Source organism: Mesocryomonas lacus (assembly GCF_055730105.2).
This window is the reverse complement of sequence record NZ_JBUZWF020000008.1, coordinates 149,235-162,713: the sequence shown is the minus strand read 5'-3', so window position 1 is coordinate 162,713 and position 13,479 is coordinate 149,235. Positions and strand designations below refer to the sequence as shown.

Genomic DNA, 13,479 nt, shown 5'->3' with positions numbered 1-13,479 from the left:
GTGGCTTTTTTTTAGAGGGTAGCAGACGCTGCTTCGGACGGCACCAGCGCTTCGATCTGTCCGACGAGCTTGGCGAAGTCGACGGGCTTGGCATGGTAGTCATCGCAACCGGCGGCGATGGTCTTCTCGCGGTCTCCCGACATCGCATGTGCCGTCAGTGCGATGATCGGCATGCGCGGAAGGGAAGAGTCGGCACGGATCGTGCGGGCCGCCGTCCAGCCGTCCATCACAGGCAGGTTCATATCGAGAAGGATGATGTCCGGGTTGGAGGCGCGCGCCTTTTCCACGCCGTCCTGTCCATCATGCGCGAGAATGACGTCATAGCCACGCCGCTTCAGCCGACGGGACAGAAAGTCCCATATTTCCTCGTGATCTTCCACGAGAAGAATGCGTGTCATATGCGTGGCTCCAGTTCGGCTTTGGCAAGGTTCAGTGGCGGATCGCCAACGCTGCCGCGTTGCATGATAACGTGGATCTCGGCAACTAGCTCCCGCAGGGCCACATTGCTCTTCGACAGCACCTGGTCGGCATCGCTCTGAAGCCGCTGCCATTCCTTGGCGGTCAGGTCTTTGGAGCTCAGCACCACGACCGGGATCGACTTCCAGTCGGGGTTGGCCCGCAGCTTCTCGAGAAACTCGAAACCATTCATCACCGGCATGACGAGGTCGAGCAGGATCAGCGTCGGTATCCGCTCGGCGACGCGCTCGAGACCAAGCTCTCCGTTGGAGGCGGTGACGACGGGAATGTTCTCCTTGGCCATCAGCGAGGTGAAGCGCTCCAGCGTGTCGGCATCGTCGTCGATGGCGAGGATCAGCCCCTCATTGTCCAGCCGGTAGCGCGCCATCACGTCGCGCAGCCTGTTCCACTCCACCGGCTTCAGAAGATAGTCGGACGCGCCGAGGGAATAGCCGAGATTGTGCTCGTCGATGATTGTAACCATCACCACCGGCACGTTGGCGAGCACCGGATCGGCCCGCAACTCGGTGAGGACGGCCCAGCCATCCATCTTCGGCATGGTGACGTCGAGGATGATCACCGTCGGGTTGATCGCCCGGGCCATTTCGAGGCCCGAAAGGCCGTCGGAGGCGGTACGCACGGCAAAGCCCTCACGGCTGAGGAAGCGCGTCAAAAGTTCACGGGCATTCGGGTCGTCGTCGATCGCGAGAACAAGGCCGGCATTCTGAGCCGCGCCGGGATCGGGCATGTGCAGGATCTCGGTCTCGTCGACCTTCTCCACGGCGTCAGCGGGGATGCGGATGGTGAAGGCCGAACCCTCACCCTCCTCGCTGCGCGCACCGATATCGCCGCCAAGCAAGCGACAGAAAGCCTTGGTGATGGCGAGGCCGAGACCGGTGCCACCGAACTTCCTCGTGGTCGAGGCGTCGGCCTGGGTGAAGCGCTCGAACAGGTTCTCCAGCTGCTGCGGCGTCATGCCAATGCCGGTATCGGAGACCTCGAAGTTGAGCCAGTCCCGCTGCCCGTCAGACGAGCGCTCGACCCGCAACCGGATCTCGCCATTCTCGGTGAACTTCGAGGCATTGCTGAGAAGGTTGATCAGGCACTGCCGCAGCTTCACCTGGTCGGTGTGGGCCGCGCCGAGGTCGCCGATCTTCTCGATGACCAGGCGGTTGTCCTTCTTGGAAATCAGCGAGCCAACAGTCGACGTCACCTCGTCGACAACCGTCTCGATGTCGAAGGTCTCGGCATAGATGTCCATCCGGTCCGCCTCGATCTTCGAGAGGTCTAGGACGTCATTGATTAGGCTGAGCAAATGGCGGGCATTGCCCTTGATCTTGCGAATGTCTTTCAGGAGGCCGTCCTCGCCGAGATCCTCGACTTCTTCCTCCAGCATTTCGGCGTAGCCGATGACGGCGCTGAGCGGGGTGCGCAGTTCATGGCTCATATTGGCGATGAACTGGCTCTTCGCCTTGTTCGCCGTCTCCGCCGCGTCCTTGGCCGCTTCCAGCTCGTGCTCGACGGCCAACTGGGTGGTGACGTCCGTGTTGGTGCCGAACCAGCGCAGCACCTTGCCGCTGCCGTCGCGGATCGGCGTCGCCTGCGACAGGAACCAACGGTATGAGCCGTCGACGCCGCGCAGCGGGAAGGTGTCCTCCCACATCGTGCCTTCGGCGAACTGGCGCTTGAACTGTTCGATCACCCGCGCCTCGTGCTCGGGATGGTGCACTTTGTGCCAACCCCAGCCCTGCATGTCCTCCAGGGTCGTGCCGGTGTAGTCGAACCAGCGCTTGTTGTACCAGAAGATTTCCCCCGACGGTTCCGCCATCCAGGCCAGCTGCGGGATGTTGTCGGCCAGGGCTTCGAACTGCGCACCGGCCTCGCCAAGTTTCTTCTCGGCCTGCCGGAGTTCGGTGATATCGGTGTGCGTGCCAACCCATTCCGCCACTTCGCCCTTGGCATCAAGTGTCGGCGCGGCCTGCACGGCCATCTGGCGCCAGCTGCCATCGGCGCGCCTCAGGCGATGCTCGGTCTTGAAGACAGTCTTTTCGGCGCGGGCGGCCGTCCAGATTTTGAACGTCGAGCTGCGGTCGTCGGGATGGACGGATTCCAGCCAGCCATTGCCGAGGTGCTCGCCTTCGGACTGGCCGGTAAAGCGCATCCAGCTCGCCTGCGGCTGCTCGAAGCGGCCGGAAGCTGGTGCCGTCCAGACAATTGAGGCGGCGGCGTCAATCAGCGAGCGGAAGCGTCCCTCGCTTTGTTCGAACCGGCGTTCGGCCTGCTTGCTCTTGGTGGTGTCGATGACCACCAGGCCCAGTACCGGTGCGCCGGCATGCCCTGTCCCCGAGATCGGAAAGGCATTCAGCAGGAGGTAGTGTGTCTTGCCACCGACCTCTACCTCGGTCGCGACGTTCGATGTCGAGGAACCGGCCTTTGCAGCCTCCAGGATGGCTTCGACCGTTCCGCTGTCCTTCGTCTTCGAGAGCAGCGACAGACGGCCGTCGTGGATCAGCAGCTCGGCGAAAGGACGGTTGCGTCGGACGACTTCGAAGCTGCTGTCGAGGAAGCCGATGCCGACCGATGCATTCTCGAGCAAGCTGCCCATGACCTCGGATTGGGCGCGGCTTTCGCGGCGCCGTCGGTAGGCGAGGTATGCGAGAAGCAGCGCTGCGGCGACGGCAGCAGCGAAGCCAACCATCTGGAGGGTGCTGGCGAAGCGGCTCCGCTTGAGGTTTTCCGAGATGACGCTGTGCGCCTCGCCGTCGATGACGCCGGCTTTGGCGTCGACCTGGTCCATCAGCCGCTTACCCTCGCCTTCGCCAACGAGAGCGGCAGCGGCCTCGAAGCCTGCGGCCCGGCGCGTCTCGATGACCTTTTTGGCGTAATTGATCTCGGCGGTGACGAGCGCGGTGAATTCGGTGAGGTCGGCCGTCTTCATTCCGCTCCCGGAATAGGTCGAGGTAAGCGAAGCCAGCGCCTTATCAAAGCTCTTCAGCGCCCGGTCGTATGGCTCAAGAAAAGCGTCCGACCCCGTGAGGACAAAGCCGCGCTCGCTGCTCTGGACGCTGGTGACGTTGCTGACGACCCGCTGGACCGCGGCAATGATCTCGGTGTGCCGCGTGCTGGAGGCCGTCGCCCTGCGCATATCGATGACCGTCCAGCCGAAAGCGGCGACGGCGATGATGAGGAGTGCTGCCGCACCCGCCATCCTCCAACCGGGTCCGATGGGAAGACCGCGGAAGCGGGCGGCTTTGGGAATTGATGCGTTCACGCGATGCCCTCGGGAAAATGACTGCCACGCGGGCATAATCACCAGCTAGACCAATAGCGGACAATGGAAAGGCTTTCGCAGCGAGATCAGCCCCTGTGGGCCGCCACACTGCTCCGCACGGATTTGCCAAGACGCGTTTCCTGCCATTTCGTTCGTCGAGCGAAACGTTTCCGCAGCGCACACCGTGAACCAACCGGCCCGTAACGCATTCTAATACCCGAGGACATCATGTCCGCAGCTGATGGAGAATGACCATGGGTAGCACTTCCGACAAGATTTCGGGCCTCGCCAACGAAGCCGCCGGCAACGTGAAGCAGGCAGCTGGCAAGGTAACCGGCAACGACCGTCTTCAGGCCGACGGCAAGGCGCAGGAGCTCAAGGGCGAAGCGCAGCAGGCCGTGGGTGACACCAAGGCCGCCGTCAAGAAGGGCGCGGACGAGGTCTCGGACGCGGCACACCGCAAGCTCTGATCATTCGTTGCTAGATGCGAAGCCGGGACCCGCAAGGGTCCCGGCTTTTTTGTGCCGTTTCGGCGCCGAGGCTGCTGGCGCCGGCGATGTCGCCAGCCGTCAGCGGCAAATCGTTTTGTAGCGGTCCGGCGGACCCTTCACCAACTCGCTCGTACAGTCCAGACTGGTCTTCAGGGCCCGGCGATTGGGGCTCGGCGACGTCCGGGTTGCCGATGGTCGCTGCCGCCGTACCGCTGTCGTCTGGGCCGGCTGAGCCATGCTGGGCGACAGTGGAGCGGCAGCCGACACGCCGTCACGCTGCTCGCAATAGCGCGGGTCTTCCCCGCGCGCCCGCAAGCTGTCCGCCAGTCGCCGACGCTCCCCAGCCGCGTCATAGCCGTCGAGGGCCTTCCGCCAAGCCAGGCAGATATACTCGGTCGAGTTCTCGGAGGAACCCACACTGCCGAGTTCCGGCACGAGGCGCGGAGATGATGCGGGGCTGCAGCCGCTGAGGACGGCAAGGACAAGGATGGAGGCAGTCAACGGTCGTCGCATGGGGCAAGTCTTGCAACGAAAGACCGGACGCCAAAAGGGGGAGGCCGCACTTTCATTCGCAGCTACTAGCCGTTTCTCGCAATTATCTACGACGTGCCTGATCATGGAGTGTTCTGGCGGTGGTAGGCCGAAGGCATTCCCTGCTGGTCCGACCTAAAGCCGCTGCATGTCCGCCAGGCGAGCCAGTTCGTTTGGACGCTCGCTGTGGCCGATGCCGGCCGCTTTCATGCCGAGGAGCATGATGAACAAAGCAAGGCACATGATCGCCCGGAACGCGATCTTGCGCAGCACAACGGAGGTCCAAGCCCGGCTGAAGAGATAGCCGGAGCCGGCGAAGACGACCGAGACAAAGCTGAGGTAATACAGGACCGTCAGAAACATTCGGGCGCTGTGCGTATCGTTCTCGTCGATGGCGAGAATGAAGCTTGCGACAAGCGCGAGCATTACGAGATCAAGCAGGAACTGCCAGTGCGCCACCGCCTTCGCATGCAGATGCTCGAAGGCCTGTGCGCCGGCATTGCCCATATTGACCCGGCGCGCCACCACGCAGAGGGTCGCGGTCAGCAGCGTGGGAAAGACCAGCAGGAGCGGCGCGATGTAGGGCATTATTCTTTTCCGGCATTGATTAGCCGGAACTGTAGCTGGCGCTTGTAAACTTCCTGGAAACAAAAACGGTGGCGTTTTTCTTGCCGTATTCAAGCTGAATTGACTAAAATCATTGCTTTTCGGCCGGCGTAAACCGTCGGCCGCAGTATTCCCACCAAGTTTTCCGTTTCAGTGGGCGTTCGACGGCTGCTTGGCGCGCGCCACGATCTGCGTCGGGTTGACGAAGCGCAGCGCAAGGACCAGCCAGAACAGCGTCGTCACCATGTAGACCACCGCCATCGCGTCGATCGACTGCGAAGCGCGAACCCCGGAGGCGAAGACGGCGTAGTAGAGCGAGACCACCAGCGTCTGGCTGGTCGGGCCGGCGACGAGGAAAGTCAGCTCGAACATCGCGATGGTGCGCACCAGCACGAGCAGCAGCGCGGCCAGCATGCCCGGCAGGAGCAGCGGCAGGAGGATGCGCAGGAAAAGGCTCCCCGTTCCCGCGCCGAAGACGCGCGCCGCCGCCTCGATGCGCGGGTCGATCTGCTCGATGAAGGGAATCATTACCAGCACCACGAAGGGCACCGACGGCACGAGGTTGATCAGCACCACGCCCCAGAAGCCGCCGCCGAGCCCGGCCTGGTAGAGGAGCGTCGCCAGCGGAATGCCGTAGGTCAGCGGCGGCACCAGGAGCGGCAGCAGGAAGACCAGGATGACGAAGCGCTTGCCCGGAAACTCCCGCCGGGCCAGCGCATAGGCCGTGGTGATGCCGATGAGGCCCGACAGAAACGTGACGAGGAAGACGATCTGAAAGGTCACCAGCATGACCTCGGTCAGCTGGAACTCGCTCCAGGCGGCGAAATACCAGCGCGTCGTCCACCCCGTCGGCAGCCAAGTGCCGAGCCAGCGGGTCGCCAGCGAATTGGTGATCACCGTGGCGATGACGCCGAGGAGGTTGAGGACGAAGAGGATCGTCACCGCCCAGATGGCGGTGCGCCAGAGCTTCGAGCCGAGGCCCTTGTCGCGGATCATCGCATCAGCCTTTCGTGCCGCCGGTCGGGCCGCGGTAGAACAGCCGCCGGAGCGCCAGCACCGCCAGCACGATCGCGAGCTGGATCACGCCCATGATGATGGCGATCGCCGAACCGAGGGAGTGGTTGTATTCCTCGAAGGCCGCGGAATAGGCGGCGATCGAGATGACGCGGGTCGGCCCCGCCGGGGCGCCCAGCAGCACGGCCGAGGGGAACACCGCGAAAGCCTGAACGAAGGCGAGGCAGAAGGTCACCGCCAGTCCCGGCACCAGCAGCGGCAGCAGCACCTTGCGGAAGCGCGCCCAGGCATTGGCGCCGAGCGTCGCCGCCGCCTGCTCGATCGCCGGGTCGATGCCGGTGACGTAGGAGAGGGTGAGGAGGAAGGCGAAGGGGAAGCCGGTAATGAACAGCGAGGCGAAGACGCCCCAGTAGTTGTTGGTCAGCCGGATCGGCGTGTCGAGGATGCCGACGAGGATCAGCGTCCGGTTGAACCAGCCCTGCGGCCCGAGATAGTTGAGGAGGCCTTCCGCCACCAGCACTGTGCCGAGCGTGATCGGCAGGACGAGAAGGATGGTCAGGAGCTTCTGGCGCCGCATCTGCCGGACCCGGAAGGCGATCGGCACGGCCAGCGCAAGGTTCAGAATTGTCACCGGCAGCGCCAGCTTCAGCGTCGCTCCGATGGTGTTGTAGAGGAACGGGTCGGAGAAGAAGCGGCGGTAGTTCTCGAACATGCCCCCGGTCTCAGGAGTCAGCGAATCCACGAGCCCGTAGAGGAAGGGGTAGATGAAGAGCGCGACGATCGCGACGAGGCCCGGCAGCACGAGCAGCGTCGTGCCGTCGAAGCCGCGGGCCGCCAGCTTCGTGCGCAGCGATGTCCGGGCGATCGTTCGGGCGACCGGACGCGCCCCTACGGCTTCGCTCATCGCTTGTCACCGGCGGCAGCGAACCGTCCCCTTTCGCCGACCGGCGCCGGCCGGTCCGCCGGGAAAACCAGCGTCCGCTGCGGGTCGGCGCGCAGAAGGACCGTGTCGCCGATCTTCACGGCGGCATCGCTGCGGAAATAGACCGGGGCGCCGTCCGCAAGGTTGGCAAGGCCGAAGAAGGCTCTTCCGCGGTACTCGATCGAGCGCACCGTCGCGGTCAGGCCGGGGCCGCCGGCGGACGCGACCAGATCCTCCGGCCGGATCGACACCGTGACGGCCTCGCCAGGGCTGAGTTCGCCGGGATGGTCGGCCTCGATCAGCCCGCCGCCCGCGGCGATCGTCGTGCGACCCGCCGCGGTGGTCTGGACGCTGCCGGCGATGCGGGTGCGAAAGCCCATGAAGTCGGCGACCTCGATATGGTTCGGCCGCTCGTAGAGATCTTCCGGCGTGCCGGTCTGGCGGATCACGCCCTGGCTCATCACCACGATCCGGTCGGCGAGCGACAGCGCCTCGTCCTGGTCGTGCGTGACGTAGATGGTGGTCGAGCCGATGGCGTCGTGGATGGCGCGGATCTCCGCCCGCATCTCCAGTCGCAGCTTGGCGTCAAGGTTCGACAGCGGCTCGTCCATCAGCACCAAAGCCGGGCGGATGACGATGGCGCGGGCGATGGCGACGCGCTGCTGCTGCCCGCCGGAGAGCTGGCCCGGCAGCTTGTCGCCTTGCTCGCGCAGGCGCACCAGATCCAGCGCCTGGTCGATCCGGCCCTCGGCCTCAGCCTTCGCGACGCCCTGCATGGCGAGGCCAAAGCCGACATTCTTGCGGATCGTCATGTGTGGGAAGAGCGCGTAGCTCTGGAACACCATGCCGAAGCCGCGCTGCTCCGGCTGCAGCTCGTCGATCCGCCGCCCGTCGAGCCGGATCTCGCCGGAGGTCAGCGGCAGCAAGCCGGCAATGCAGTTCAGCGCCGTCGACTTGCCGCAGCCCGATGGCCCGAGCAGCGCGATGAACTCGCCCTTCTCGACCGTCAGGTCGATGCCGTCGAGTGCGGTATAGGCGCCGAAGCTGCGGCGCAGGCCGATAAGCTCGAGCCGGCCGCTGTCGGCGACGGCGAGCGCTGCGCCCGCGCGGGGGGAGGAGGTGGCGTTCATATCAGTCCTTGGATCAGGCAAAGCGGCGGGGCATCGGCGTGGGCAGGGCATCGGCGCCGAAAGGAAATCTGCGGCTTGAGATCTGCCGAGGGAGACTGTGCCGGGAACCTCGCGGCGCAAGAAAGTTCGTTATCCTCCGGGCTTCAGCCCCGTGGACCCATGCCTCGGCGGTCACGCGCCGCTCCGGACCCGAACCGACACGGAACCGCCGAGGCATGGGTCCCCGCGCTGCGCGCGAGGATGACGATCGTTGGGGTGGGAGCCGTTCGAACACGGGCTCCGCCGCGGTTGTGCCCCCCTCCCGACCCGAACCGACACGCAACCGCCGCGGCATGGGTCCCGGCGCTGCGCGCGAGGATGACGATCGTTGGGATCGGCGCCGTTCGAGCACGGGCTCCGCCGCGGTCACGCAACCTGCCGGAACCGAACCGCCGCAGAACCGCCACGGCAGGGGGCTCCGAGCTGTGCGCGGTGAACCCCACGCTAGGCGCGAAAATCCCCGCGCTGCTCGCGAGTATCCCGTCCGTTGGGTTTTGTGCCGTTCCAAGACCGGCTCAGCTCTTCTTGGCGCCGATGCGCTCGTCCCAGATGCGGAAGGCGGCGACGATCTTGTCGGGATCGAGCGGCGTTTCCAGCGGCGTCTCGGCGATCCACTGGTCGTATTCCGGCCGGCCGAACTCCTTGATCGCGTCCTGGCTCTCCTGCGGCGCCATCGACAGCGGCACGTCCTTCACCGCGGGGCCGGGATAGAAATAGCCCTGGTCGTAGGCATAGGCCTGGCTCTCCGGCGTCATCATGAAGTTCATGAGGTCGAGGAGGACGGCGAGCTTCTCTTCCGAGACGCCCTTCGGCACGACCATGTAGTGGGCGTCGGTCACCCAGTGGAAGCCGGCGAGCGTGCCGACCTTGGCCTCCGCCGGCACGATGCCGAGGACGCGCGGGTTGATGTCCCAGCCGGTGGTCGACACGACGATGTCACGCGTGCCCTCGCCGAACTCGCGCATCGTCTGCGTGGTGCCGGTGGCGTAGTACTCGATGTTCTCGCCGAGCGCCTCGAGATAGGCCCAGGTCTTTTCCCAGCCCTTTTCGGGATCGCGCGGGTCGCTGTCGCCGAGGATGTAGGGCAAGCCCATCAGGAAGGTGCGGCCGGGACCGGAATTGGCGGGGCGGGCGTAGATGAACTTGTTCTTGTTGGCCTTGGTGTAGGCGAGGAGCTCGTCGGCGCTGGTCGGCGGCGTCGCCACCCGATCCGGCATGTACTCGATCAGCGGGCCCGAGGGGTAGTACGAGACGACGACGCCGCGGTCCTTGGCCATCGCCTGCATCTTGAACGCCTGCGGGATCAGGATGGATTCAAGGTTCGGCAGGTCCGCCTTGTAGGGCGAGAGGTCGGTCCAGATGTCCTGGTCGAGGCCGGCCGAGAGCGCGTCGGTACCGGTCAGCACGAGGTCGATGTCGAGCCGGCCGGCGGCCTGCTGAGCCTTCAGCTTGGAGGGCAGTTCGGGCGCCGGCGCCTTGGTGAAGGCGATGCGGCTCGCCCATTCGGGCTTGGCCTCGGTGTAGCGCTGCATCGCGGCCTGCGTCAGCGCGAGGTTGCCGGCGACGTCGACGACGGTGATCGTCACCGGGCTTGACGGCGCCTTCAGCGCGGCGAAGGCCTTGCCGCCGAACGGCAGTAGCGAAGCTCCGGCCAGCGCGGCGGAGCCCCCGATGAGATGTCTGCGGTTGATGCGCATGGTGTGTTTCCTCCCAGAAACACCGATCGGCCTCCCGGCCGCCGGTCCGTTGTCAGGTTGTCGTCACAGGCGGTAGGCGTCCTTCGCCAAGCGGTAGGCGAGATCGTGGGCGACTTCCTTCGCCTCGTCCTCGTCCAGCCGGTGGTCGGCGACGAGGCGGGCGAGGCAGGCGCAGTCGACCCTCCGCGCCATGTCGTGGCGGGCGGGGATCGAAAGAAAGGCGCGGGTGTCATCGTTGAACCCGACGGTGTTGTAGAAGCCGGCGGTCTCGGTCGCCGTCTCGCGGAAGCGGCGCATGCCCTCGGGGCTGTCGAAGAACCACCAGGGCGGCCCCAACCGCAGCGCTGGATAGTGGCCGGCGAGCGGCGCGAGCTCGCGCGAATAGGCTGTTTCGTCGAGGGTGAAGAGGATGATGGTGAGGCCCTGCTCGTTGCCGACGGCGTCGAGCAGCGGCTTCAGCGCATGGACGTAGCCGGTGGGGCCGGGGATGTCGGCGCCCTTGTCGAAGCCGAAGCGGGCGAAGACGCCGGCATTGTGGTTGCGCACCGATCCCGGATGGATCTGCATCACCAGCCCGTCGGCAACGCTCATCCGCGCCATCTCCGTCAGCATCTGCGCGCGGAAGGTCTCGGCCTGGTCAGGCGTTGCCGCCCCCGCCACGATCGCGTCGAATAGCGCGGCGGCGTCGGCGGGCGCGAGATCGGCGGTGCGGGCGGTGGGATGGCCGTGATCGGTCGCGGTGGCGCCGTTGGCAATGAAGAAGGCCCGCCGGCGCCGGTGCGCCTCGAGATAGCCGGCATAGGTCGTCGGCTGGCCTTCCATCGCCAGGAACCGCTGCAGTGCGTCGGCAAAGCCCGGCCGCTCGGGATCGACCACGGCGTCCGGCCGGTAGGTCGGCAACACCCGTCCGGCCCAGCCGGACGCCTTGATCCGGCGGTGCAGCGACAGGTCGTCGGTCGCCGGATCCGTGGTCGAGATCGCCTCGATGCCGAACCGGTCGAACAGGGCGCGCGGCCTGAGGGCGTCGGTCGGCAAGGCCTCGGCGATGCGGTCGTAGAGCGTGTCGGCATTCTCCGCCGTCAGCCGCTCCTCGATGCCGAACACGCTCTCCAGCGCGTGCTCGAACCAGAGCCGCGAGGGCGTCCCGCGGAACAGCCGGTAGTGCTCGGCGAAAATCCGCCAGATCGCCCGCCCGTCGGTCTCGGTCGGCCCGCCGTCGCTGCGCGGAATGCCGAGCTTTTCCAGCGGCACGCCCTGCGAATAGAGCATGCGGAAGATGTAGTGGTCGGGCACAACGAAGAGCTGGGCGGGATCGCTGAACGGCGTGTTGTCTGCGTACCAGGACGGCTCGGTATGGCCGTGCGGCGACAGGATCGGCAGGGCCGCGACCTCGCCGTAGAGGCGCCGGGCGATCGCCCGCGCGTCCGCCTCGATCGGAAACAGCCGATCCGGGTGCAGCGCCATCCCCGTCTCCTCCCACATCCGCCGCGCCGGGCGGCTTATTCCTGCTGGGCGCCTTGGCGGTCGCTCTTGGCAGGACCATTGCGCTGATATATTAGAATGTCAACCAAGAGATGAGGGAGACGTCAGTGCCGGATGGATATGTCGCTCCCGGAGGGCATGGCGCGGGCAGCGGCCAGACGGCGGCGGGGCGGCCGCAGCGGATCACCTCGGCCGGCCTGATCTACGCGACGCTGCTCTCCGAGATCGTCGCGCTGGAACTCGCCCCCGGCACGCCCCTGCAGGAAAAGATGCTGGTCGAGCGCTTCGGGGTCAGCCGGACGCCGGTGCGCGAGGCCGTTCTGCGGCTGGCTGAAATGGGGCTCGTCGACATCTTCCCGCAATCCGGCACCTTCGTCTCGCGGGTGCCGGTCAATGCCATTCCCGAGGCCGTGCTGGTGCGCCAGGCGCTCGAGGGCATCACCGTTTCCGCCGCGGCCCGCTCGACGGCGGCCGACCGGGGCCGGCGGCTCGACGCGATCATCGCGCGGCAGCGGCTGATGGACGAGATCGGCGACCTCGGCGGTTTTCACGAGGCCGATGAGGCGTTCCATGCCGAGATCGCCGCGATCGGCGGCCATCCCGGCATCTGGAAGCTCTTGGCCCAGGTAAAGGTTCAGATCGACCGGGCGCGGCGCCTCACCTTGCCGGCCCTCGACCGGATGGGCCAGGTGATCGCCGAGCACGTCGTCATCCGCGACGCCATCGTCGGCGGCGACGTCGCAGCGGCGGCGACGGCGATGGAAGGCCACCTCAACGCGGTCATTCCCGACGTCGCCGAACTGCGCCTCCGCCATCCCGCCTATTTCGCCTGAGCCACGCGCCCTCTATTCTTGTCACTCCGCTCGCACCTCGGGTCCTGCGGCCGGCGCGCCGCCACGGCGAGGGGACGGCGCGGGCGCCCCGTTCGATGCCGACAGAGGGAGATCCCATGCGCATCCTCGATACCCATCTCCACCTCGTCTACCCCGACCGCCTCGCCTATCCCTGGCTGGCGGGCGCGCCGGCGCTGAACCGGCCCTGGTCGGTCGAGGCCTATTTCGCCGAGGCCGAACCGCTCGGAATCGCCTCGGCGCTGCACATGGAAGTGGACGTCGCGGAAGCCGACCAGGCGGCGGAAACGGCGCTGGTGCTGGGGCTCGAACCGCGGGTGATCGGCGCCGTGGCCGCCTGCCGGCCGGAGCATGCCGATTTCCCAGCCGCGCTGGAGCGGCTGCAGGCCACTCCCGGCGTCCGGGGCTTGCGCCGCATCCTGCATGAATCGCCGGACGATCTCTCGGCGTCCGCCCGCTTCACCGACAACATCCGCCGCATCGGACCGACCGGCCTCAGCTTCGATCTCTGCGTGCTGGCGCGGCAGCTGCCGGTCGGGCGGGCGCTGGCCGAGCGCTGCCCGGACGTCTCCTTCGTCCTCGACCATTGCGGCAACCCGCCGATCGCCACCGGCGACCTCGATACCTGGCGGGCCGACATCGCCGCCATCGCTGCCTTGCCGAACGTCGCCGGTAAGATCTCCGGCATCGTCAACCACGCCGCCGCCGGCTGGACGCCGGAAGATCTCCGCCCCGTGGTCGAGCACATGGTCGCCTGCTTCGGCTGGGGCCGCCTCGTCTGGGGCAGCGACCATCCGGTCGCGACCCTCGGCGGCGGTCTGACGACCTGGGTCGAGGCGGCCCGGACGATCGTCGCCGGCTGCAGCGATGACGAACAGGCCCGCCTATTCCACCGCAATGCCGAGCGGATCTACCGGCTGGGGTGAGCGGCGGAATTTCAGCTTGGTCATCCCGGCTTCCCGGATGACGGTTTCAATGTTTGCGCTTCG

At 66.3% G+C, this 13,479-nt stretch carries 11 protein-coding genes; 3 read left to right on the top strand and 8 right to left on the bottom strand.

From position 1 onward, the window contains the following. Positions 1-11: 11 nt before the first annotated feature. Positions 12-398 carry a response regulator gene (locus ACZLZQ_RS22135; RefSeq protein WP_472951240.1) on the bottom strand — a complete coding sequence of 129 codons (387 nt, stop codon included), beginning with the start codon at positions 396-398 and terminating at the stop codon, positions 12-14. After that, complete coding sequence (locus ACZLZQ_RS22130; protein WP_472951239.1) at positions 395-3,664, bottom strand: response regulator; 3,270 nt, start codon at positions 3,662-3,664, stop codon at positions 395-397. Before ACZLZQ_RS22130 ends, ACZLZQ_RS22135 begins: the two co-directional genes overlap by 4 nt. Positions 3,665-3,981: 317 nt before the next feature. Between ACZLZQ_RS22130 and ACZLZQ_RS22125 the strand changes: the two genes are divergently transcribed. Further along, complete coding sequence (locus ACZLZQ_RS22125) at positions 3,982-4,197, top strand: CsbD family protein (RefSeq protein ID WP_472951237.1); 216 nt, start codon at positions 3,982-3,984, stop codon at positions 4,195-4,197. A gap of 687 nt (positions 4,198-4,884) precedes the next feature. On the opposite strand, the gene ACZLZQ_RS22120 is transcribed toward ACZLZQ_RS22125, so the two are convergent. From ACZLZQ_RS22120 to uxaC, 6 genes are all read right to left on the bottom strand, one after another. Continuing rightward, on the bottom strand, positions 4,885-5,337 hold the full coding sequence (locus tag ACZLZQ_RS22120; protein WP_472935668.1) for a hypothetical protein: 453 nt from the start codon (positions 5,335-5,337) through the stop codon (positions 4,885-4,887). A 168-nt stretch (positions 5,338-5,505) separates the two neighbouring features. Next, on the bottom strand, positions 5,506-6,351 hold the full coding sequence (locus tag ACZLZQ_RS22115; protein ID WP_472935669.1) for an ABC transporter permease: 846 nt from the start codon (positions 6,349-6,351) through the stop codon (positions 5,506-5,508). 4 nt (positions 6,352-6,355) lie between these two features. Next, positions 6,356-7,273 (bottom strand): ABC transporter permease, encoded by a 918-nt coding sequence (locus ACZLZQ_RS22110; RefSeq protein WP_472951235.1) that lies wholly within the window; start codon positions 7,271-7,273, stop codon positions 6,356-6,358. Further along, positions 7,270-8,421: an ABC transporter ATP-binding protein gene (locus tag ACZLZQ_RS22105; RefSeq protein WP_472951234.1), complete on the bottom strand. Its 1,152-nt coding sequence runs from the start codon at positions 8,419-8,421 to the stop codon at positions 7,270-7,272. The genes ACZLZQ_RS22110 and ACZLZQ_RS22105 overlap by 4 nt, the downstream gene beginning before the upstream one ends. Positions 8,422-8,975: 554 nt before the next feature. Next, positions 8,976-10,157 carry an ABC transporter substrate-binding protein gene (locus ACZLZQ_RS22100; RefSeq protein ID WP_472951232.1) on the bottom strand — a complete coding sequence of 394 codons (1,182 nt, stop codon included), beginning with the start codon at positions 10,155-10,157 and terminating at the stop codon, positions 8,976-8,978. A gap of 63 nt (positions 10,158-10,220) precedes the next feature. Beyond that, a complete protein-coding gene (gene uxaC / locus ACZLZQ_RS22095) occupies positions 10,221-11,621 on the bottom strand; it encodes a glucuronate isomerase (protein WP_472951230.1) in 1,401 nt (466 codons plus the stop codon). 110 nt (positions 11,622-11,731) lie between these two features. Between uxaC and ACZLZQ_RS22090 the strand changes: the two genes are divergently transcribed. Beyond that, a complete protein-coding gene (locus ACZLZQ_RS22090) occupies positions 11,732-12,472 on the top strand; it encodes a GntR family transcriptional regulator (RefSeq protein WP_472951229.1) in 741 nt (246 codons plus the stop codon). A 116-nt stretch (positions 12,473-12,588) separates the two neighbouring features. Then, positions 12,589-13,416 (top strand): amidohydrolase family protein, encoded by an 828-nt coding sequence (locus ACZLZQ_RS22085; RefSeq protein WP_472951228.1) that lies wholly within the window; start codon positions 12,589-12,591, stop codon positions 13,414-13,416. The last annotated feature ends 63 nt before the right edge of the window (positions 13,417-13,479 follow it).

Coding starts and splice junctions, on each gene's coding strand:
- uxaC (WP_472951230.1), bottom strand. CDS start 11,621: ATGGCGCTGCACCCGGATCGGCTGTTTCCGATCGAGGCGGACGCGCGG.
- ACZLZQ_RS22105 (WP_472951234.1), bottom strand. CDS start 8,421: ATGAACGCCACCTCCTCCCCCCGCGCGGGCGCAGCGCTCGCCGTCGCC.
- ACZLZQ_RS22125 (WP_472951237.1), top strand. CDS start 3,982: ATGGGTAGCACTTCCGACAAGATTTCGGGCCTCGCCAACGAAGCCGCC.
- ACZLZQ_RS22130 (WP_472951239.1), bottom strand. CDS start 3,664: ATGGCGGGTGCGGCAGCACTCCTCATCATCGCCGTCGCCGCTTTCGGC.
- ACZLZQ_RS22115 (WP_472935669.1), bottom strand. CDS start 6,351: ATGATCCGCGACAAGGGCCTCGGCTCGAAGCTCTGGCGCACCGCCATC.
- ACZLZQ_RS22110 (WP_472951235.1), bottom strand. CDS start 7,273: ATGAGCGAAGCCGTAGGGGCGCGTCCGGTCGCCCGAACGATCGCCCGG.
- ACZLZQ_RS22100 (WP_472951232.1), bottom strand. CDS start 10,157: ATGCGCATCAACCGCAGACATCTCATCGGGGGCTCCGCCGCGCTGGCC.
- ACZLZQ_RS22135 (WP_472951240.1), bottom strand. CDS start 398: ATGACACGCATTCTTCTCGTGGAAGATCACGAGGAAATATGGGACTTT.
- ACZLZQ_RS22085 (WP_472951228.1), top strand. CDS start 12,589: ATGCGCATCCTCGATACCCATCTCCACCTCGTCTACCCCGACCGCCTC.
- ACZLZQ_RS22120 (WP_472935668.1), bottom strand. CDS start 5,337: ATGCCCTACATCGCGCCGCTCCTGCTGGTCTTTCCCACGCTGCTGACC.
- ACZLZQ_RS22090 (WP_472951229.1), top strand. CDS start 11,732: ATGAGGGAGACGTCAGTGCCGGATGGATATGTCGCTCCCGGAGGGCAT.